At 45.9% G+C, this 20,875-nt stretch carries 24 protein-coding genes and 2 riboswitches; of the genes, 19 read left to right on the forward strand and 5 right to left on the reverse strand.

What is annotated here, in order from left to right:
- Positions 1-237: 237 nt before the first annotated feature.
- The 19 genes from ACQCN2_RS07590 to ACQCN2_RS07680 all read left to right on the forward strand — a co-directional run bounded on the left by ACQCN2_RS07590 (position 238) and on the right by ACQCN2_RS07680 (position 16,153).
- Positions 238-1,374, forward strand: coding sequence for a 1-propanol dehydrogenase PduQ (locus ACQCN2_RS07590; RefSeq protein ID WP_426928290.1), 1,137 nt, complete (start codon positions 238-240; stop codon positions 1,372-1,374).
- Positions 1,375-1,596: 222 nt separating this feature from the next.
- Positions 1,597-1,950, forward strand: a complete 354-nt coding sequence (eutS, locus tag ACQCN2_RS07595) for an ethanolamine utilization microcompartment protein EutS (RefSeq protein ID WP_426928291.1) — start codon at positions 1,597-1,599, stop codon at positions 1,948-1,950.
- Between the two features lie 16 nt (positions 1,951-1,966).
- The gene (locus ACQCN2_RS07600) at positions 1,967-2,398 is read left to right on the forward strand and encodes a EutP/PduV family microcompartment system protein (RefSeq protein WP_426928292.1); all 432 of its coding nucleotides are present in this window, start codon (positions 1,967-1,969) and stop codon (positions 2,396-2,398) included.
- A 58-nt stretch (positions 2,399-2,456) separates the two neighbouring features.
- Entirely contained in the window at positions 2,457-3,029 is a 573-nt protein-coding gene (locus tag ACQCN2_RS07605) for an ANTAR domain-containing response regulator (protein ID WP_426928293.1), read from the forward strand.
- Entirely contained in the window at positions 3,022-4,461 is a 1,440-nt protein-coding gene (locus ACQCN2_RS07610; RefSeq protein WP_426928294.1) for a histidine kinase N-terminal domain-containing protein, read from the forward strand. Before ACQCN2_RS07605 ends, ACQCN2_RS07610 begins: the two co-directional genes overlap by 8 nt.
- A gap of 139 nt (positions 4,462-4,600) precedes the next feature.
- Positions 4,601-6,034, forward strand: a complete 1,434-nt coding sequence (gene eutA, locus ACQCN2_RS07615; protein WP_426928655.1) for an ethanolamine ammonia-lyase reactivating factor EutA — start codon at positions 4,601-4,603, stop codon at positions 6,032-6,034.
- Positions 6,035-6,057: 23 nt separating this feature from the next.
- Positions 6,058-7,422: an ethanolamine ammonia-lyase subunit EutB gene (locus tag ACQCN2_RS07620; protein ID WP_426928295.1), complete on the forward strand. Its 1,365-nt coding sequence runs from the start codon at positions 6,058-6,060 to the stop codon at positions 7,420-7,422.
- 45 nt (positions 7,423-7,467) lie between these two features.
- Entirely contained in the window at positions 7,468-8,328 is an 861-nt protein-coding gene (gene eutC / locus ACQCN2_RS07625; RefSeq protein WP_426928656.1) for an ethanolamine ammonia-lyase subunit EutC, read from the forward strand.
- A 16-nt stretch (positions 8,329-8,344) separates the two neighbouring features.
- Complete coding sequence (gene eutL / locus ACQCN2_RS07630) at positions 8,345-8,998, forward strand: ethanolamine utilization microcompartment protein EutL (protein WP_426928296.1); 654 nt, start codon at positions 8,345-8,347, stop codon at positions 8,996-8,998.
- Positions 8,999-9,013: 15 nt separating this feature from the next.
- Positions 9,014-9,673: a BMC domain-containing protein gene (locus ACQCN2_RS07635; RefSeq protein ID WP_426928297.1), complete on the forward strand. Its 660-nt coding sequence runs from the start codon at positions 9,014-9,016 to the stop codon at positions 9,671-9,673.
- Positions 9,664-11,127, forward strand: coding sequence for an acetaldehyde dehydrogenase (acetylating) (locus ACQCN2_RS07640; protein WP_426928298.1), 1,464 nt, complete (start codon positions 9,664-9,666; stop codon positions 11,125-11,127). The genes ACQCN2_RS07635 and ACQCN2_RS07640 overlap by 10 nt, the downstream gene beginning before the upstream one ends.
- Positions 11,128-11,181: 54 nt before the next feature.
- A complete protein-coding gene (locus tag ACQCN2_RS07645) occupies positions 11,182-11,466 on the forward strand; it encodes a BMC domain-containing protein (protein WP_426928299.1) in 285 nt (94 codons plus the stop codon).
- A 104-nt stretch (positions 11,467-11,570) separates the two neighbouring features.
- Entirely contained in the window at positions 11,571-12,341 is a 771-nt protein-coding gene (locus tag ACQCN2_RS07650) for a cobalamin adenosyltransferase (protein ID WP_426928300.1), read from the forward strand.
- A 15-nt stretch (positions 12,342-12,356) separates the two neighbouring features.
- Entirely contained in the window at positions 12,357-12,989 is a 633-nt protein-coding gene (eutD, locus tag ACQCN2_RS07655; RefSeq protein WP_426928301.1) for an ethanolamine utilization phosphate acetyltransferase EutD, read from the forward strand.
- A gap of 12 nt (positions 12,990-13,001) precedes the next feature.
- The gene (locus ACQCN2_RS07660; protein WP_426928302.1) at positions 13,002-13,700 is read left to right on the forward strand and encodes a flavoprotein; all 699 of its coding nucleotides are present in this window, start codon (positions 13,002-13,004) and stop codon (positions 13,698-13,700) included.
- Between the two features lie 12 nt (positions 13,701-13,712).
- Positions 13,713-13,985, forward strand: a complete 273-nt coding sequence (locus ACQCN2_RS07665) for a EutN/CcmL family microcompartment protein (RefSeq protein ID WP_426928303.1) — start codon at positions 13,713-13,715, stop codon at positions 13,983-13,985.
- Positions 13,978-14,523: a BMC domain-containing protein gene (locus tag ACQCN2_RS07670; RefSeq protein WP_426928304.1), complete on the forward strand. Its 546-nt coding sequence runs from the start codon at positions 13,978-13,980 to the stop codon at positions 14,521-14,523. Before ACQCN2_RS07665 ends, ACQCN2_RS07670 begins: the two co-directional genes overlap by 8 nt.
- Before the next feature lie 57 nt (positions 14,524-14,580).
- Positions 14,581-15,696: an ethanolamine utilization protein EutH gene (gene eutH, locus ACQCN2_RS07675; protein ID WP_426928305.1), complete on the forward strand. Its 1,116-nt coding sequence runs from the start codon at positions 14,581-14,583 to the stop codon at positions 15,694-15,696.
- Position 15,697: 1 nt separating this feature from the next.
- Positions 15,698-16,153 carry a cupin domain-containing protein gene (locus ACQCN2_RS07680; protein ID WP_426928306.1) on the forward strand — a complete coding sequence of 152 codons (456 nt, stop codon included), beginning with the start codon at positions 15,698-15,700 and terminating at the stop codon, positions 16,151-16,153.
- Between the two features lie 431 nt (positions 16,154-16,584).
- Here ACQCN2_RS07680 and ACQCN2_RS07685 read toward each other — a convergent pair whose 3' ends face one another.
- The 5 genes from ACQCN2_RS07685 to ACQCN2_RS07705 all read right to left on the reverse strand — a co-directional run bounded on the left by ACQCN2_RS07685 (position 16,585) and on the right by ACQCN2_RS07705 (position 20,112).
- A complete protein-coding gene (locus ACQCN2_RS07685) occupies positions 16,585-17,061 on the reverse strand; it encodes a GNAT family N-acetyltransferase (protein WP_426928307.1) in 477 nt (158 codons plus the stop codon).
- A gap of 344 nt (positions 17,062-17,405) precedes the next feature.
- On the reverse strand, positions 17,406-18,269 hold the full coding sequence (locus ACQCN2_RS07690) for an energy-coupling factor ABC transporter ATP-binding protein (RefSeq protein ID WP_426928308.1): 864 nt from the start codon (positions 18,267-18,269) through the stop codon (positions 17,406-17,408).
- Between the two features lie 11 nt (positions 18,270-18,280).
- Positions 18,281-19,051 carry a cobalt ECF transporter T component CbiQ gene (cbiQ, locus tag ACQCN2_RS07695; protein WP_426928309.1) on the reverse strand — a complete coding sequence of 257 codons (771 nt, stop codon included), beginning with the start codon at positions 19,049-19,051 and terminating at the stop codon, positions 18,281-18,283.
- The gene (locus tag ACQCN2_RS07700; protein WP_426928310.1) at positions 19,035-19,346 is read right to left on the reverse strand and encodes an energy-coupling factor ABC transporter substrate-binding protein; all 312 of its coding nucleotides are present in this window, start codon (positions 19,344-19,346) and stop codon (positions 19,035-19,037) included. Before ACQCN2_RS07700 ends, cbiQ begins: the two co-directional genes overlap by 17 nt.
- On the reverse strand, positions 19,339-20,112 hold the full coding sequence (locus ACQCN2_RS07705) for an energy-coupling factor ABC transporter permease (protein WP_426928311.1): 774 nt from the start codon (positions 20,110-20,112) through the stop codon (positions 19,339-19,341). The genes ACQCN2_RS07700 and ACQCN2_RS07705 overlap by 8 nt, the downstream gene beginning before the upstream one ends.
- A gap of 131 nt (positions 20,113-20,243) precedes the next feature.
- Positions 20,244-20,427, reverse strand: a riboswitch (cobalamin riboswitch).
- A gap of 244 nt (positions 20,428-20,671) precedes the next feature.
- A riboswitch (cobalamin riboswitch) is annotated at positions 20,672-20,851 on the forward strand.
- Positions 20,852-20,875 lie beyond the last annotated feature (24 nt).

Consider the following 20,875-nt stretch of genomic DNA (forward strand, 5'->3'; position numbering starts at 1 on the left):
TATTGTGCTTTCCTCAAAGCTTTTCTAGGACACTCCTTTTTTAAAAATAACACTACACTCCAACCAAACCCACCCACCCCAAAAACCCAATTGACAGAACCACCCAACGAGAGTATCCTTTAGTCAGCACAATGTTGTGCCTACAAGACAAGCAATGAGGCTTCATAGGAATTTATTTCCTATGGAGCTTTTTTTATTTTTTCAAACAATCTTTTAGGAGAAAAGGAGCGAAACCGAATGGCAAAAATCAGTTTTAAAACGGATATTTATCTGGGAACTGGTTCTCTGGAGCGGTTATCCGAATTGAATGGTCAGAACATCTTTGTGGTGACAGACCCCTTTATGGTGAAGTCTGGAATGATTGATCGTATTACTGACAAGATTGCTGAGAAAAATCAATTTGAAGTATTCGACGATATTGTGCCGGATCCACCTATTGAGACTATTGTCGGCGGGGTTAGCAAGCTGATGGCTTTTCGCGCGGATGTGATTATCGCGCTGGGTGGTGGATCAGCGATTGATGCGGCGAAAGCGATCAAAGATTTTGCGAGGAAGATTTCCGGACTGAATTCGGTTCGATTCATTGCTATTCCGACAACGAGTGGAACAGGGTCAGAAGTGACTTCATTCTCTGTCATTACGGATCAGGCCAAAAAAACCAAGTATCCGCTGGTGTCAGACGAATTTCTTCCGGAAGAAGCGATACTGGATCCTGAGCTTGTAAAAAGCGTTCCAGACTTTATTACCGCAGACACCGGTATGGACGTGTTGACCCATGCGATTGAAGCTTATGTGTCGACGGATGCGAACGATATCGCGGACGCGTTAGCGGAAAAAGCGGTGCAATTCGTATTTGAATTCCTGCCTCGTGCCTATCAGAATGGTAATGATATGGAAGCACGTGAAAAAATGCACAATGCGTCCTGCATGGCGGGAATGGCGTTTAACCTGACCTCTCTCGGTCTGAATCACGGGATTGCCCACGTGGCTGGAGCCAAGTTGCATATTCCGCACGGTAGAATGAATGCGCTTTTATTGCCGTATGTGATTGAATACAATGCTGAGCTGAAAGGATTTGCGGACGGAGTTTCTTCCGCAGCGGCAATCAAATATGCCAAGTTGGCCAAGATGCTCGGCTTGTCGGCATCCAATCCACGTGTAGGGGTAAGAAGTTTGATCAATGCGATTACCTCCATGCAAAAGCGGTTGAATATGCCTACAACGTTCAGAGCATGCAAACTGGATTATGCTCAGGTGGAGGAAGCGAAGATGAGCATCGCTGAAGGAGCACTGCTTGATGGCTGTACCAAAACCAATCCGCGTACCCCAACGAAAGAAGATGTCATTGGAATTTTGAACAAATTGAGTCAATAATGTATGAATCTCGTGAATTAGTGAAATAGACCTAGTCAAAGTTGTTGACGGTCAAATAGAGTTGGATTATAGTGATGATGACACAAAGACGTGTTACCAATAACGCTTGAAGCAATGGGGCTTCTCTCTAAGATGATCTTATATCATTTGAGATGAAGCCTTTTCTTTTCCAAAAAAAAGAATGAAACCGTTTTTGTATGTCACACATGTAAGGAAGATTTTATGAGCACTGAAACTGATAAACCAAGGGTAATTCAGGAGTTTGTCCCAGGGAAACAGGTTACTCTGGCTCATCTAATTGCGAATCCAAACCAGGACATCTGGAAGAAACTCGGACTAGCGAATGAGAAAATTGAGGCCATCGGGATCCTGACCATCACACCAAGTGAGGCTACGATCATCGCGGCAGACATCGCGACGAAGGCAGCTGGCGTGAGCATCGGGTTTGTCGATCGGTTTAGCGGTTCACTCGTCATCACGGGGGACGTCGGATCGGTTGAATCTGCCTTAACCTCAGTTCTGGATGGGTTGAGCACCATTCTTCACTTCTCTACATCACCGATTACGAGAACGTAGGGAAGAGGGCGAACAGATGAAAAAAATAATTTTCATGGGTCAGTCGGGAAGCGGAAAAACCTCCCTCTGCCAAAAACTGCACGAACAAGCTGTTGTCTATAAAAAAACACAAGCTATTGAGACATTTCAACACGCGATTGACACTCCGGGCGAGTACATGGAAAACAGATTCTATTATAAGGCACTGATCGTAACCAGCGTTGATGCGGATGTGATCGGACTCGTACAGGATTGCACGGCTACGGAAAATTACTTTCCTCCTTCTTTTGCCAGCGTATTTGCCAAGCCGGTGATTGGTATTGTGAGCAAGGTAGATCTTGCGACCGATGCACAGGTTGCTACAGCAAAGGAGCGGCTAAGAGAAGCGGGTGCTTCTAGTATTTTTGAAGTTTCCGCGGTAGATGGAACTGGTATTGAGGAAATCAAAGCATATTTGGAAACGCTTTAGCTGGAAACTTTCTAGGTGTGAAGTCATTTCCATTACATACAACGAGGTGTATAACGGAATGAGTGGAACTATTGTCATTGTGGATGATGAACCAATTATTAGAATGGACGTCAGAGATATCTTGGAAGAAGCCAACTACACGGTTGTAGGGGAAGCTTCCGATGGATTTGAAGCCATTGAAGTATGCAAGCAACACGAACCCGATCTGGTTATCATGGATATTCAGATGCCCGTCTTGGATGGGTTGAAAGCAAGCAAGCGCATTTTATCTCAAAAGCTTGCCAAAGGGGTTGTGCTGTTGACGGCATATTGCGATACAGAATGTGTGGAAAAGGCAAAACAAGCGGGTGCTCTCGGGTATCTGGTGAAACCGCTGGATGAAAAGTCGCTGATTCCAATGGTAGAGGTTAGTATCGCGCGTGGTAAAGACATTCAACGATTGGGCAAAGAATTGGACAAGGTTTCACAAAAGCTGGATGAACGAAAAGTGATTGAAAAGGCAAAAGGATTGTTAATGAACGATTCCGGGTTAACAGAAGAGGAAGCTTACCAAATGATGCGTAAGCTGAGTATGGATCGAAGATGTCCTATCATTGAAATTGCCCAGACAATTGTGGAGACCTATGAATAGAGCAGATCATTCCTCCAGGATTCAATCACTTTGTCGAAAGTATACGCCTTTCAATGATAAAGATATTGACAAACTCATCGAAGTATCCAAATCTCTTCAACATATCATCGAATATTATGAGTGTGATGTGTTTATCGATGTGCCGTCCAAGCACTCCAACGAGGCGATTGTCGTGTATCATGGCGATCCCGGCGGTGGAAAATCTGTCTACCAGCGTTCCGTTGTGGGGGAAAAGGCATTACGAGAAAATGAGCCTGGTGTTATTCGAACCTTGGAAACAGGGATTAGCTCAAAAGGATTAAAAGCGAAAACACAGGAGAACAGGCTGGTCACCCAAACTGTTTTTCCGATCAAGAACGATGAGAAAGTGATCGGTGTCTTGATTCTTGAAAAAGACGTAAGTGAGGATATCAAGCAAAACTTTGAAATTCAAAAGAACAATTATAAATATGAAGCTCTTACGTCTACACTAAGCGATATGATTAGAACAAATGAATTTATCAACAATCATCTAGACGATGGAATACTCATCTTTGATAAAAATGGATATCTGCAATTAAAGAACAACAAGGCTGATATTTACTACAAATCTTTAGGCTACATGCAGGATATTCAGGGCTTGCATTACGATAACTTGTCATTGGACAGGACAACCTTTGCGAAAGTGATGGAGCAAAGTAATGGGGAGCAGCCCAAACAGCAAGATCGCGTTGAAGTGTCGGTTGGCAAGTATTTCTTTTCGATCAAAAAAATCCACATGAGCGAGAAGGACTTGTGTCTGGCTGTCGTTTGCCGTGATATTACAGAGATCAAGAACAAAGAGGCGGAGATCATCTCCAAGTCTGTGGCGATCCGGGAGATCCACCATCGTGTGAAAAATAACCTGCAAACAGTTGCTTCACTCTTGCGTATTCAGGGGCGTCGATGCTCCAGTGATGAAGCCAGGAAGTATCTGAATGAAAGTGTTAGCCGGATTCTGTCGATTGCCGCGACACATGAATTGCTCTCTAAGCAGTTTAATGATGAAATCAACATTGTGGAAGTCATCCAGAGCATTGTCTCGAATATCAAACGCTGCTATATCTATGAGAAGTCGATTGATATAGAGGTAATCGCGGAAGCGGAAGTGTCCGTAGATAGTGACCGGACCGTTGCGATTGCTCTAATCATCAATGAGCTGTTGCAAAACTGCTTTGATCATGCCTTTAGTGATACGGATAAGGGAATGGTTACGATCTTTATCAAGGAAGAAGACGATGACATATCCATTGCCGTCATCGACAACGGAAAAGGCTACAAGGCCGAAGATAATCAGCAGACAAGCCTTGGACTTAGCATTGTATCAAGCTATGTGAAGGAAAAGTTGAAAGGCAACATCCTGTATGAATCGGATGGCGACGGAACAAAAGTGGTCTTTGACTTCGAAAAATAAGGTTTAACGCGGCGACTACAATGAGGTAGCGTCGAACAAATAAGCAAAGAAGCTTAAGGTTATAAATCCCTATTTTGGTGGATTTATTATAACTTTAAGCTTTTTTGTTTCTTAGAAGCTTTGGAGGGAGGTGAGGAACATAAGAGAAACGTTGCTCAGCGTCGGTATCGATATTGGTACCTCGACGACACAACTGGTTTTGTCAAAGCTCTATATCGAGAATATGGCCTCTAGTTTTACCGTCCCACGTCTAGTGATTTCGGATAAAGAGGTGGTGTATGAAAGCGAAATTATTTTCACACCGGTTCTCGATGACAACCGAATCGACACAGCGGCTATCCGAGCGTTTGTCGAGCGGGAATACAAAAAGGGAGGGGTTGACAAACAGGATATTCAGACAGGCGCTGTGATTATCACGGGGGAAACCGCCCGAAAGGAAAATGCCAATGACGTATTGCTGAATCTCAGTGGATACGCGGGAGATTTCGTCGTGGCCACAGCTGGTCCCGATCTGGAGAGCATCATCGCCGCTAAAGGGGCAGGTGCTCACGCCTACGCAAAAGAGCATGCCACTTCTGTCGTCAATCTGGACATTGGTGGTGGCACAACCAATCTGGCAGTATTTTGCAATGATGAACTTATTGATACAGGCTGTTTGGATATTGGCGGAAGGTTGATCAAGGTTGACAAGGCGACTGGAAAGATTACATATATTGCCGACAAGATCAAACGATTGATCGAACGAAAAGGGCTTTCCATTCAGCTCGGTCAAACCGCTACACCCGAGTTGCTCATGCCAGTCATTGACGAGATGGTCAAGCTGTTAGAAGAAAGCGTAGGGCTGCGAGCGCAAAGCGATTTTTACGAAACCATCTTGACGAACAAAGGATTGAAGCTTGAACGGCCAATCACTTGCGTCTCTTTTTCCGGAGGCGTTGCCGATTACATTTACGCCGGGGAAACAGACGATGTTTTCCGATTTGGAGACATCGGAGTCCTGCTGGGACGCTCAATCCAAAAGTCGGCAATGACGAGGGACTTGAAGCTGATCACTGCGGCGGAGACAATCCGCGCAACGGTGGTTGGGGCAGGCTCTCATACGACGGAAATCAGCGGTAGCACGATCACGTATACCAATGAAATTTTCCCGTTAAAAAACATTCCGATTCTGAAACTTGCCAAGCAGGATGAAGAGCTGGACTCTGCGTCGCTTGGACGAGTGATTGCCGAGAAGCTTGAATGGTTCCGAGTGGATGGAGAACTACCCAATGTAGTCGTCGCCTTTACCGGTCTGAAAAATCCGAAGTTCACAGATGTCGAGCGCTACGCCGATGGATTGCTGATGGGAATGAAGGCGCTGATTGAAAAAGCGAGTCCGTTAGTTGTGGTTGTCGAGAACGATATGGCGAAAGTGTTGGGGCAAACCATGTATGCGCGTCTGCAATACAAGAAAGATGTAGTGTGCATCGATAGCATCTCTGTTGACAATGGCGACTATATCGACATCGGGAAACCCGTGGCTAACGGAACAGTGTTGCCTGTAGTGATCAAAACATTAATTTTTAACCAATGAACCGATCAGAGAGGAGGATTTCAATGATTTTAAAAACTAAATTATTTGGACGTACCTATCAATTTGCGTCCATCATTGATGTCCTGGCAAAAGCTAATGAAGAGAAATCCGGTGACCGATTGGCGGGGGTAGCCGCTACTTCAGCTGAAGAGCGTGTTGCAGCCAAGGTGGTTCTGTCCAACTTAACACTGTCTGACCTGCGCAATAATCCTGTTGTTCCTTATGAAACGGATGAGGTAACACGCATCATTCAAGATGACGTGAATGAAAGAATCTACGACTCTATCAAAAACTGGTCAGTAGAAGAACTGCGCGAGTGGATTTTGAATGAAAACACTACTGGTGAAGATATCAAGCGTATCTCCCGTGGTCTTACTTCCGAAATGGTAGCTGCCGTTGCCAAAATCATGTCCAACCTGGATTTGATCTACGGTGCAAAAAAAATCCGTATTACCGCTAAATGTAACACTACGATCGGGTTGGAAGGAACCCTGGCATGTCGTTTGCAGCCAAACCACCCTACTGATGATCCAGACGGTATTCTGGCATCGTTGATGGAAGGTTTAACCTATGGTGTAGGTGATGCGGTATTGGGTCTTAACCCGGTAGACGACACAGCTGAGAGTGTTACACGTGTATTGAAAAAATTTGAAGAAATGAAAAATAAATGGGCCATTCCAACGCAAACCTGTGTATTGGCTCACGTAACAACCCAAATGGAAGCGATCCGCAAAGGTGCTCCATCTGACCTGATTTTCCAATCGATTGCGGGTTCCGAAAAAGGAAATGAAGCATTTGGCTTCAACGCAGCGACGATCGAAGAAGCAAGACAACTTGCCTTGCATCAAGGTACATCAACCGGACCTAACGTTATGTATTTTGAAACTGGACAAGGTTCCGAATTGTCCTCCGACGCTCACTTCGGCGTTGACCAAGTAACCATGGAAGCTCGCTGCTACGGCTTTGCGAAACGTTTCCAACCATTCTTGGTAAACACAGTTGTAGGCTTCATCGGACCAGAATTCTTGTATGACTCCAAGCAAGTTATGCGCGCTGGTCTCGAAGACCACTTCATGGGTAAATTGTCAGGCATTCCGATGGGTGTTGACGCTTGCTATACCAACCATATGAAAGCTGACCAAAACGACATCGAGAATCTTGCTGTTCTGTTGTCCGCTGCTGGTTGTAACTACTTCATGGGTATCCCGCACGGCGATGACGTTATGCTCAACTACCAATGCACAGGCTATCATGATACCGCTACCCTGCGCGATTTGATGGGATTGCGTCCAATCCGCGAATTTGAACAGTGGATGGAAAAAATGGGCTTCATCGAAAACGGCAAGCTGACCAAAAGAGCCGGCGACGCTTCCGTATTCTTACGCTAGGGAAAGGGGGAAGAACTTGTGGTAAATGAAAATGATCTTAAACAAATGATTGAAAACATTCTGGTCCAGATGGTAGCCAAACCACAGGATGCAGAAAAAGTGCAAGAGAAGGTAGCAGCAGCAATGACCCAAATCGACAGCGAGGGTATCCTTGAAGATATTACCGAAATCGACCTCAGAAAACAAATGTTGGTACCAGAACCAGAAAACCGTGAAGGGTTAATGGAAATGAAGCTGAAAACCCCAGCACGTGTCGGTATCTGGCGTGCAGGCCCACGTTACAAAACTACCACAATGCTTCGTTTCCGGGCAGACCATGCGGCAGCCCAGGATGCCGTCTTCTCCGACGTGGATGAAGCGTTTGTTGACAAAAATGGACTTGTGAAAGTGGAAACCGCCTGTAAGGACAAAGACGAGTATCTGACTCGTCCAGACCTTGGTCGCCAGTTCTCCGATGACATGATTCGAATCATGAAAGAGAAATGCGCGAAAGCACCAAAAGTGCAACTTGTCGTAGGGGACGGATTAAGCTCCGCGGCGATCGAAGCCAACATCGAAGATATGATCCCTGCGATCAAGCAAGGCTTGAAAATGTATGGTATCGAGCTGGGTGCTACCCTGTTCGTTAAACATTGTCGCGTTCCTGCCATGGATGTGATTGGTGAAGTAACCGATGCTGATGTCGTTTGTCTGCTCGTCGGAGAACGTCCTGGACTTGTTACTGCCGAATCCATGAGTGCCTACATCGCCTACAAACCAAAAGTGGGTATGCCGGAGGCGAAACGTACGGTTATCTCCAATATTCACAAAGGTGGTACTCAAGCGGTTGAAGCTGGAGCTCATGCGGCAGAATTGATCAAAACCATGCTCGATAAAAAAGCGTCGGGTATTGACTTAAAACAGTAGGAATGGAGGAATCACAATGAAAAATGAACCGATTCGCGGTACGGTTTTGTCGGTCAAGATTATTTCGAACGTAAGCCCTGACTTGGCAGAAAAGCTGGAATTGAAACCGCATCACAAGAGTTTGGGAATCATCACCGCTGACAGTGACGATATCACCTATACTGCTCTGGATGAGGCAACCAAAGCAGCTGACGTAGAGGTTGTTTATGCGAAATCGTTTTATGCGGGAGCAGGCAACGCATCTACCAAGCTGGCTGGTGAAGTAATCGGAATTTTGGCCGGACCTAGCCCGGCAGAGGTGAAAAGTGGCGTAAGCATCGCGATTGATCATATCGAGAATGGTGCTCACTTTGTTAGTGCGAACGATGACAACTCCATTCCATACTTTGCTCACTGTATTTCCCGTACAGGTACCTATCTGTCCAGTGTTGCCGGTGTTGAAGAAGGCGAAGCGATTGCTTATTTGATCGCTCCTCCGGCGGAAGCAATGTACGCATTGGATGCGGCTTTGAAAGCGGCAAGTGTCAAACTGGTTGCCTTCTATGGACCACCTTCCGAAACAAACTTTGGCGGCGGCTTGTTAACCGGTTCTCAATCTGCTTGTAAAGCGGCCTGTGACGCATTTGCTGCTGCGGTGGTTTATGTTGCAGAGAACCCAACCAGTTATTAATACTGAGGCAGGATTATGAGTTTGAAAGCGTTGGGCCTCATTGAAGTACGGGGATATTTGGGTGCGATTGAAGCTGCCGATAGCGCCTTAAAAGCTGCCAATGTGACTTGCATCGGTGTTGAAAAAGTAAAAGGCGGTCTGGTTACCGTCAAATTGCTCGGAGACGTTGGAGCGATCAGAGCGGCTGTCGAAGCTGGTGAGAAGGCAGCCCAAAACTTGGGCCTCCTGATTAGCAGCCACGTGATTGCTCGAATGCACGAAGAAACGGCTAATCTGATTCTTCCGCAAGAGGAACCGGCTGCAGTTGACGATCCAACACCAATAGCTATTCAGTTGGAAGATCATTGTGAAGACAACCAAGATTCCAATGACGATCCATTGTTGACTGATTCCGAAGAATATGCGGAAGAAACAGGTTCGGAAGCTGATCAGAGCAACGAAAGCCTTCCTCAGACAGAAGCGGTACAGTCTGACAAATCGGGAGCGATCCCTACACCCGCCCATATCATTCGCGGCAGGTCGCTGCAAGATATGAAGGTCGTTGAGCTTCGACGTCTGGCGCGGAGGCTCAAGATCAAGACGATGACCTTCAATGAAATCAAATTTGCCAAAAAAGATAAACTGATTGCAGAAATCGGAAAACATATGAGAGGGGAGGAGAGTCCGTGGAAATAGTAGACAAGGACTTAGCTTCCATCCAAGAAGTACGTTGTTTGATTGCGAAAGCGAAGGAAGCGCAAAAACAATTAGCCGCAATGAGCCAAGAGCAAATTGACCGGATCGTCAAAGCAATTGCTGATGAGGGGTTTGCAGAGAGGGAAAGGCTAGCCAAAATGGCCTGTACCGAAACAGGCTTCGGACGATGGGAAGATAAGATCATCAAAAATACTTTTGCCTCCAAGTATGTGTACGAATCGATCAAAGATTTGAAAACCGTAGGCATTTTAAAAGAGGACAAAGAAAACAAACTGTTGGAAATCGCTGTACCAGTTGGGGTTATCGCAGGGCTGATCCCTTCGACTAATCCAACTTCCACTGCGATTTACAAAGCGATGATTTCGATTAAGGCAGGGAATGCGATCATTTTCTCGCCACATCCAAATGCGCTGAACTGCATCTTGGAAACAGTTAAACGGATCAGCGAAGCAGCCAAACGCGCAGGTTGTCCAGATGGAGCAATCGCTTGCTTGACTCTTCCAACGCTTCAGGGAACCAATGAATTGATGAAGCATAAAGATGTCAACCTGATCCTTGCAACAGGCGGAACTCCAATGGTAAAAGCAGCTTATTCTTCCGGTACACCTGCGATTGGAGTAGGACCAGGAAACGGGCCAGCCTTTATCGAACGCAGTGCCGATATTCCGTTAGCTGTTAAACGAATTCTAGATTCGAAGACCTTTGATAACGGTACGATCTGCGCATCTGAGCAATCTGTTGTCACAGAAGCCTGCATCAAGGACGCTGTCATCAGTGAGTTCAAAAAACAAGGTGCTTACTTCTTGACCAAAGAAGAAAGCGACCGTCTGGCAGCCTTCATTATGAGACCAAACGGTTCCATGAATCCACAAATTGTAGGGAAAAGCGTCGAGCAAATCGCCAAGTTGGCTAAGCTGGATGTACCTGCCGGTGCACGCGTGCTGATCGCTGAAGAAAACCGTGTGGGACATGAATTCCCTTATTCACGGGAAAAGCTGGCTCCAATTCTTGCCTTCTATACGGAAGAGAACTGGGAAGCTGCTTGCGAGCGTTGCATCGCCATCCTGAACAATGAAGGAGCAGGACATACCCTGATCATTCACTCTCAGAATGAAGAGATTATTCGTGAGTTCGGCCTCAAAAAACCAGTCTCTCGTATTCTGGTCAATACACCGGGCGCACTTGGTGGCATCGGGGCAACTACTGGTTTGGTTCCTGCGCTTACACTTGGCTGCGGATCCGTCGGTGGCAGCTCCACCTCAGACAATATTGGTCCAATGAACTTGTTGAACATCCGACGTCTCGTTTACGGGATGAAAGAACTGGAAGACTTGAAGGGCGACGATGCAAGCCAAAAGGCGAATGTTGACCTTTCCAGCAAAGAAGATTTGGTTCAATACATCGTTAAACTCGTGATGCAAGAAATGAAATAAGCAATTTTAATCCAAACAACCTAACTAATTGAAATCCTAAGGAGGATACACATTATGGCAAGCACAAACGCTCTTGGAATGATTGAAACTAAAGGTATGGTTGCTGCAATCGAAGCAGCTGACGCAATGGTAAAAGCAGCAAATGTTCAACTGATTGGTAAGGAACATGTTGGTGGCGGTCTCGTAACCGTACTAGTACGCGGTGATGTAGGTGCTGTAAAAGCGGCTACTGATGCAGGTGCAGCAGCAGCTGAACGCGTAGGCGAACTCGTTTCCGTACACGTCATTCCTCGTCCACACATGGAAGTGGATGCAATCCTGCCAAAAGTACTCGAATAGGAAGGCTTTTAGCGGATGTACCAATGCCAACTTGGCATTGGTACGTCTGTAAGCCCCAACGAGCTACCAACAGGCCATTTGCCGAGTAAGGGATGTGAAAGGCAATGAGTGTCATTACAGAAAGCGAAGTCAGAAAACGCCTACGTGATAATAAGATGGACGTTTTCGAGGTACCCAAGGGTTCGATTGTGACACCTTCCGCAAAAGGCTTTTTACTGGATCAAAAAATCGAAATCAAGTATGTCGATACGGTAGATACCTCATCTACCAAAGAACCAGTCAAAACAGATAAGGTTGTCAAAGTGGAGCCTATACCGGAACAGCCACTCAAGTTTCAAACAGTCTATGGCGGGATGCTGGCGGAAAAGCCAGAACACATGACTCACTTGTATGGAAATATGCTAGTGTTCAAGGATCATAAGCGGATTATCTTGCGCGGCCGGTTGGATTCGTTAGAGTCGAACATCCTGGACGCCCAGATCATGGCCCAGAGATTAGCGATGCCCAAACTGATTGAAGACCTGGAGGAAATCCTTTCCTTTGTCCGCAATCTGGTTCGCTGTGAAGTCCTGAACGAGCAGGTTGGCGAGTTCTTCCTGCAAGGCATGTCGGCTCCGGATCTGCGTGAAAGATCGCATCATCCGAAAAAATATTTTGGCATAGAGCACTTCTTTCCCCATTATGACATGGGCGAGGCTGTTGTTGTGTTAAACCGTTTACGTACATTGACCAGAGAGACAGAGCTTGTTGCGTATCAAGCATTTCGTGAAGAATTCGGGGCAGTGGATCGCGAGGACATCATTCGAGCATTAAATCGTCTCTCTTCTCTGTTCTGGATCATGATGTTCAAGGTGCGAACCGGACTCTACAAATAAGCAGGAGATCAGACAATGGAACAGACGATGATAAAGCAATTGATCGATGAAGTGGTTGGCCGCATTCACAAGGAACTATTTATCGAAGTGGAGGCATCAGGCCGCCATGTCCACCTTAGCCAGGAAGACCTGGAAACCTTGTTCGGAGCAGGGTATGAACTTACCCCATCTCAAGAATTGTCACAGCCGGGACAGTTCGCCTGCAAGGAACGTGTAGTTCTCATCGGGTCAAAGGGCGTCTTGCAAAATGTAGTGGTATTAGGCCCAGTCCGCAAGCAAACCCAAGTAGAACTCTCCTTGACGGACGCTGTTGCTTTGGGTATTCCTGGAGTAATCAAAGAAAGCGGAGATCTCGATGGAACACCAGGGATCACAATCGCCTCTGCTAAAGCCGCCGTTAAGATCGATCAGGGAGCCATTGTGGCCAAACGGCATATCCATATCAATCCAGAGGACGCGGCCAAGTTCGGTGTAGCGGACAAGGAACTGGTGCAAGTGAAGGTGCATGGCAAACGGCCACTGATTTTTGATGACGTGGTCATTCGAGTAAGCCCGAAATATCGTACCTACATGCATATCGACTACGATGAAGCGAATGCGTGCGGTTTTAAGAAAAATGAAACTTTCGCCCAAATCGTCAAGAGATAGGGGGTGAATCGCATGAACATGGAGACGCTGGTAGAGGAAATCGCCAAGGAAGTATACGCGAGACTATACAAGAAATTGGAACAGCAAGAGGACGGCAAGCAAAGAGCCGTTATTATCTCCCAAAACAAGGACGAAGCCTTGGAGCGTATGCTGTGTGAACAGTATAAAGTCATGTATCACGAGCCGCAAATGCGCAATTGCGATCTGGTCATCATACCAGAAATGTGTGTCAAGCTGCTCGCCAATCTGGCCAATGGCTTGGCGAACGAAGCGGCAGAGCGATTTATTATGACGATGCTTTTAAAAGGAAGAAAGGTTGTCGTTCTTGAAGAGGGGCTTTTGTACCGAAGATTCAAAAAGGTCGCTCCGGTCATGGTGTACAAGCTGTACGAAGATTATGAAGAGAAGCTGAGAAGCTTTGGCATAAAATTCGTCTCAAGAGATAACGTCCTGAAATCCTGCGGGACAAGCATGATACCTATGGCGGCAGCAGAGCCGGTCAAAGAAAAAAACGTGCAGGAACCTGGGCAGCTTACAGAAGATGATCCGGTATGTGCGGAAATCCGCTATAAAAAACTGATCACTGAAGCAGACCTGAGAAAGCTGCATATGAAAAACCTGACTGAAATCGTCATCGGTTCGAAAAGCATTTTGACACCGCTGGCAAACGATTTCATTCGGACACAACGGATAAAAGTACGTCGGGTATAATGGAGGAACCTTATGCTGATCGGTGAAGTGACAGGTAGTTTGTGGGCAACGAGAAAAGATGAGAAGCTGAATGGATGGAAGTTTCTCGTCGTAAAGCTGCATTTCAATGAAGGAAATAACGCGAAACAGTATATCGTCGCTGCGGATAATGCCGGTGCGGGAGTAGGGGATACAGTCATGATTACCCAGGGGAGCTCCGCCAGAGCTTCTGTAGGGAATCAGACTGTGCCTGTCGATGCCGTGATCGTCGGAATTATTGACTCAATCGAGATGGATCATGAATAACTCGGTTGGCATTCTGGAGCTTCGCAGCATCAGCAAAGGATTCGAAACAGCAGATGAGATGGTAAAAACGGCCGCTGTCGAGGTTCTAACGATGCGGCCCATCTGTCCCGGAAAATTCCTAATTATGATTCATGGCGATGAGGCAGCAGTCGAAGAAGCGATGAATGTAGGTACTACCATGGCGAAAGGACAGGCTGTCGATTCATTTGTGCTGCACGGCACCCATCCTGCCGTCATACAAGCATTAAAGCATCGGTATGAGCGTGGTGAAATCGACGCAGTTGGAATTTGGGAAACGTCTAGCGTAACATCTGGTTTGGCCTCATTCAACAAAGCGATTAAAGAAAGCAACATCCGCTTGGTACGGATGATCTGCGGTAACGGAATCGGAGGCAAATTCGTTGCTGTTATGACAGGGAGCGTAAGCGATGTTCGGGAAGCAATCGATATTTGCGTTCGCAATACGGACGAAAAACGCATCGTGAATGTTGCGGTCATTCCTGCGCCAAGCGAAGTGGTTAAAAAACAATTCGACTAACGTTCGGATGACAGCTTCAGATAAAGGCTTTCATCTATGCGAAAAGGACGTGAAAGTATGAGTATTAATGAAATTATTATATTTGCAATGGTGATTTTCATGGCACTCGGTGCCATCGACAAATGTATTGGAAACAAATTTGGTTTAGGTGAAAAGTTTGAAGAGGGCTTCAATGCAATGGGCGCTTTGACAATCTCTATGGTTGGTATCATTTGTTTAGCTCCTGTACTTGCCAAAGTATTAAGTCCTATTGTAGTCCCTCTCTATAGCGCATTGGGGGCAGACCCTTCCATGTTTGCGACCTCTTTACTTGCATGTGACATGGGCGGTTTTGCCTTGGCAGTTGAAATGGCGAAAACTCCTGACGCAGGATTGTTCGCTGGTGTCATTCTTGGTGCAATGATGGGTCCTACCATCGTGTTCAGTATTCCTGTTGCTTTAGGAATTATCCAAAAAGAAGATCATAAATACCTCGCTACAGGCATTTTGTCAGGAATCATCACCATTCCAATTGGTTGCCTCGTTGGTGGTTTGGTCGCTGGTTACAGCATGTCTTTGATTCTGAGCAATCTGGTTCCAATCATTTTGTTCGCTCTGATTATCGCGCTTGGACTCTGGTTTATCCCTGAAAAGATGATCACAGGATTTAACTATTTCGGACAATTAGTCGTTATCGTTGCTACAGTTGGACTTGCCGCTGGTGTAATCGAAAAATTGACTGGTATCGTCGTCATTCCAGGTATGGCTCCAATTGATAGCGGTATCAAAATCGTAGGCGACATTGCTGTTGTTTTGGCAGGTGCCTTCGCACTGGTATTTGTCATCACCAAGCTCTTCAGCAAACCACTGTTGAAAATGGGTCAAGCTCTTGGCATGAACGATATCGCCGCTGCTGGTCTGGTGGCAACACTGGCTAACAACATCCCAATGTTCCAAATGATGAAAGACATGGACCCAAAAGGTAAAGTAATCAACGTCGCGTTTGCCGTATCCGCAGCATTCGTATTCGGTGATCACCTCGGCTTTGTTGCAGGTGTTGCAAAAGAGATGATCTTCCCAATGATCGTCGGTAAACTGGTTGGTGGCGTCACCGCGATCGTAGTCGCTATTTTCATGGCAAACCGCATGTTTGGCTCCGATAAAGCGAATGAAGCGAGAAAAGAGGTAGCTTAATATGATCGATCAAAAAATGTTGGAAGAACTCGTTCGAAACATCATCGCGGAAAAATTGGCAGGACAAAGTAATAAAGATTTTGACTGTCACCGAGATCCAAGCGGAATTACCTCCGTCAAACTGCCTACTGTCAAGGTGGACGAATCCAATCGCATGGACACTGGCAAACCAGGTGACATCGTCTATACGAAGGATCTCTTTACACTAGAAGAAAGCCCTCGTCTAGGCTGTGGCATGATGGAAATGAAGCAAACCACTTTTGATTGGACACTAAATTACGATGAGATCGACTACGTCATTGAAGGACATTTGGATATCATAATCGATGGACGCAAGGTATCAGCAGATGCGGGAGAAATCATCCTGATTCCAAAAGGATCGAGTATTCAATTCTCCGTTCCTGATTACGCCCGCTTTCTGTATGTAACTTACCCTGCTGATTGGGCTTCCCAATAGGGCATAGGGACACTTCAAAACGTGCAGTCCTAAGACGTTCAGTCTGGGGTCTGCGCGTTTTTGTATGAGGAGTCGACAACCTGGTTATTGAATCTCTTATGAACGGATAGAAATAACCGCAGGAATCGGCTGCTTAGCCGATTCCTGCGGTTATTTTTGTTCGTAAATAGGAACGTAGATAAGTTTCTGATTTATATAAGTGGTCGGCTAAATGCTCAACGTCCTGTTGAAACACTCAGCAAGGACGCAACATCTTGTTGCATTGCTGACACTAATGCGTCCTGCATGGCGGCGACACTCCTGTTTATTCTGTAATCAATAAAAAGGCTATGTTTAACCTTAATGTTGATTCTAAGCATAAAGATAACCGCCTTCTGAGGGGGACGGTTATCTGAGCTAACGTCTCCGTTAGTTGAGCCCACAACGGCTTTCTATTGAGACAACTTCAGGATATATTCTTCAACTTCCTCAGATCGTGAATTGGAGTATCCCTTGTCTTCTCCTTTTATCTCAAAGCCACACTTTTCTAATACGCGAATGGAAGCAATGTTATCCTTCACCGCGCGAGCATAAAGGGGTCGAGTGGTTATACAATCCAGAAATTGAGAGAGTGCCTCACTCGCTAAACCTTTCCCCCAGTATTCTCGCCCGATCCAGTAGCTGACTTCCCGTTCACCGAACTGTTCAAAGCTTAGGACATGTCCTGCCACTTTTCCACAATAAATTACCGTCTTTTTAATAATCGTCTCATTGTTTAAAATTTTCACCCAATGTGCCTTAAAAGCGACATTATCCGAGGGGTCCTTTGCAGTAAAGGCGGCCATGAAATTGGCGGTCGTGTCCATTTGCTGTTCAAAAAAAATCGACAGGTCATCATCGATTACGTCACGCAACATCACGATTTCCATTTTACACCTCATTAAGGTAAAAGTTTTTCAAACCACAGATTAATTTAAACATTTATATCGAAGTATTCTCCTATTTGTTCAGCGTAGTATTTTCATACTCCTTGCTGTCAACATATCGGAACTAAGCCAAGTTATGTTGCAGATACTATCGTCCAAAGCATCAGCGAGTTTCTTTAATTGCTTTAGATTCAAAGGTTAATCAACTCCAGACCAAGATGTTAACCTAACTATAGAACAAATGTTCGAAATCGTCAAATATTAACAATGCAATTTAACATAACCAATAAAAAAAGATTGGATTCCTCCAATCTCAATGGGCGGTAGAATATTTGAGTGGAAGACGATTATCGTAACACTCGATCTTTCGCAGGCTGGCAGGGCGTAAGCAGCTCCAGGAGCTCTTCTTTTCGTCTGGGAAGCTCCTCTTGCGACGGAACATACCCGTGCTTTACCAGATGCTCGTATATTTCCATGAGCAAGGGTTTCTCCAGTTTACAGGCTTGCAGAATTTCCTGACGCTCTAGAACCTGCTTGGGGGAGCCTACTGCAATTACTTTTCCGTCACACATGATCACCAGTTCTTCCGCCCATTCGTAGGCGAGATTGATATCATGCGTGGATAGGACAAGTGTTTTGCCGCTTTGATGGAGTTCATCTAGCAATTGAATGAGCTTACGGGAATAGGCGGCATCCAGTCCGGCAGTTGGTTCATCCAAGATAATAATCTCCGGATTCATGGCTAGTACGCCGGCGATGGCGACCCGTTTTTTTTCGCCAAGACTGAGCGAGTGGATTGCCTTTTCTCGCATTGCCAGTGTGCCGGTTTGTTCCAAAGCCCAGTGAACAGCTTCTGCGACAGTTTCCTGGGAGAGACCCAGATTTTTGGGACCATAGGCGACATCATCATAGACGGTGGGAGAAAATAATTGTTCATCCGGATTTTGAAAGACCAGACCAATGCTTTTTCTCAACTGTTGCAAGCTTTTTTTCGAGTATTCGACGGGTTTCCCCTTGAAGTATACAGTGCCAGATGTTGGCTTGAGAATGCCGTTAAGATGCATGAATAAGGTGGATTTACCCGCGCCGTTGTTGCCAAGAACAGCAATCTTCCTTCCTTTGGCGAGCGAGAGGGTAACTCCCTTCAAGGCGTTGGTATGATCCCCATAGTAATAGGTGATATTTTGTGTGGAAATAATCGGATCCATCATGGGAATCCTCCTTACCTTACATATAGAAAGATTAAGAGAAACAATAATCCAAAAATCATGAACCAGTTTCTGACGGAGAAAACATAGCCGATCTCCCCAGCCGTAAAATCGCCGTATCCCCCGCGTGACTCGATGGCTTCATGCATTTTTGTCGCTTTTTGCATACTTTTCATAAAGAGTGAAAAGCTTAATCCTCCCAAGGAATGGATTCCCTGACGAAAAGTCGAATAGCCAAGTCGGGAAGCTTGCGATTGATAAATAATCCGTGATGTGTCGAACAGAATAAACACAAAGCGATAAGAAAAAGCGATAATTTCCAGAAGCACAGGTGATACATGCAGTCTCTTCAAAAGATAAAGAATGTCAGCCAAGGGTGTGGTTAAGATGAGCAGGAACAGACAGCTGACACTGCTTGTAGCCACGAAAAAAAGCTGGTATGCCGCTTTCAGACTTGCGGGGAGCGTATAAATCGTAAGACCTGCAAACTGCCAGCTTCCAATCGCCCCGTCCACAGGTGAAGCTTGGGTAGTTACCTGAAAAATGACGGTGACAAGACCCGTCAGGATGAAAGCCAGCGGCAGACATAAGAGTTTCAGATAAAACCTCCAGGGGATTTTAGCCAACAGGATGATAATGCTTGCGATCAGAAAAACCATAATACTAATGGAAGCTTCCCGGGCGAACATGGAAATGATGAGCATCGACAGGGAGAGCAGAGCTTTCTCCAGCGGATGAATCGACCGCAGCCGATTGGTATAGGAATATTTATCGATTAGAAACATATTTCTTGTGCTCCTCGGCGTCCATCTTTAAGAGCTTTTTGGTTCTGGACACTCCGATAAAATAGCCTAGGGCTCCAGCACCAATCGCTGCTTGCAGAGCGAACAGCAGACTTTCCACTTCACTGCCTGGAGGCGTCCAAATATTCTTGACCCATGGTTGGTAACCAGGCGCCAGGGACTGAATGACTTCTGTGGCTTGTCCATCCGTTCCCGAGAATTCTGAATGCGATTGAAACATGAACGGTATGACGATCAGACAGACAACGGCAACGAGTAGAATCCAGTTCTTATTCATGTTTGGTTTTCACTCCGATCGGTAATTTCAAGAGCGATAATTCCTGCAGGTTGTATTTCAATAGAAGGTTAATGACCACCACGGTGAGCAAGCCTTCACTGGCGGCAAGCGGCACCTGGGTGATCATGAAAATGCCAGCAAACTTGGCGAAAGAAGCCAGAACACCACCCGTTTCAGCCGGAAAGGCAAGGGCCAATTGAAACGAGGTAACCAGATAGGTGGTGATATTTCCGAGAAAAGCAGCCAGAAAGATCGAGACACGATAGGAGATTCCAAGTTTTTTGGCTAGGCAAAGGATGGCATAAGCGATCATCGGTCCGGCAACAGCCATAGAAAAAGCATTGGCCCCAAGCGTAGTGAGACCGCCATGGGCGAGAAGCAAGGCCTGAAATAAAAGGACGATAAATCCGACAAGGCTCATGGTTAAAGGTCCAAACAAGGCTGTACCCAGTCCGGTTCCGGTAGCATGAGAGCTGCTTCCGGTAACGGAGGGAAGCTTCAGCGCTGACAGAACAAAGGTAAATGCGGCAGAGAGACCCAGCAGCATTTTGGTTTCCGGTGCTTCTTCGACACGCTTGCGGACGGCCCTAACACCTAAAATGAGAAACGGAATATACACAGCCCACCACACGATCACCCACTTGAGCGGCAAAAACCCTTCGGATATATGCATGGCATAGGCGGTTTCATAAGAATTGATCCAGAAGTATCCGGTTAGCGCGAAAACTGTCAAAGCTGTAAGTGATTCTTGCCATTTGCGTTTCATCGCGTTCAGCTCCTAAAAAGATTGATTTCCATAAGCAAAAAGGCATTCTAAACCGTTGGGGGGTTAGAATGCCTAGCGTTAAAAGCCAATTGGACTTAAAGCACAATGACACAACCTATAATCCCGTAGGTTTGGTGCTGGATAAACAGGCAGGTATCCTGACTCATAGTCATCGTTCCCTGCGTCTTCCCATCTCCATTGACAGTGACATATGCAGGGAGCTCTCTATTTACAGTGGCGGGAACCGTGCCGGAATTAAACCGGCTTCCCTATTATGTTGATGTCTACATCAACACCTGTTTACGCTCTATGTAATTTTTCTTTGCGCCCTCAGTATAGCCCTTGCCGAGGGGTATGTCCATTGCATAAAGTGTGAATATTATTAGGTGATTGGTGCGATTCACAAAAGTTTCAATATTCGATAGTTAAAATGTTTTATGGATCAACATTTTTGATACAAGTAAAGAAATTCAATATTTGTCCACTTGTTTCTCAGGGATTTCTGAGGTTAACTGAGAGCAACGGCAAGAGATTGCCTGGAAAATGAATGGAAAAAGTGAATATGAGAATTGTTGAAAGTGCTCAGGTCGCTGAGTTAAAAGGGAAATCGGTTAAAAGCCGATGCAGCCCCCGCTACTGTAATTGCTGACGAAATCGTACTGACCCACTGGGAAACCGGGAAGGGACGAGAGTAGGGTGAAGCATGAGCCAGGAAACCTGCTTTTAACTTCTTATCTAGTTCTTCGGAGGGAAGAATGGGTAG

The sequence above is a fragment of the Brevibacillus ginsengisoli genome (assembly GCF_050113715.1).
Taxonomy (GTDB): Bacteria; Bacillota; Bacilli; order Brevibacillales; family Brevibacillaceae; genus Brevibacillus_H; species Brevibacillus_H ginsengisoli.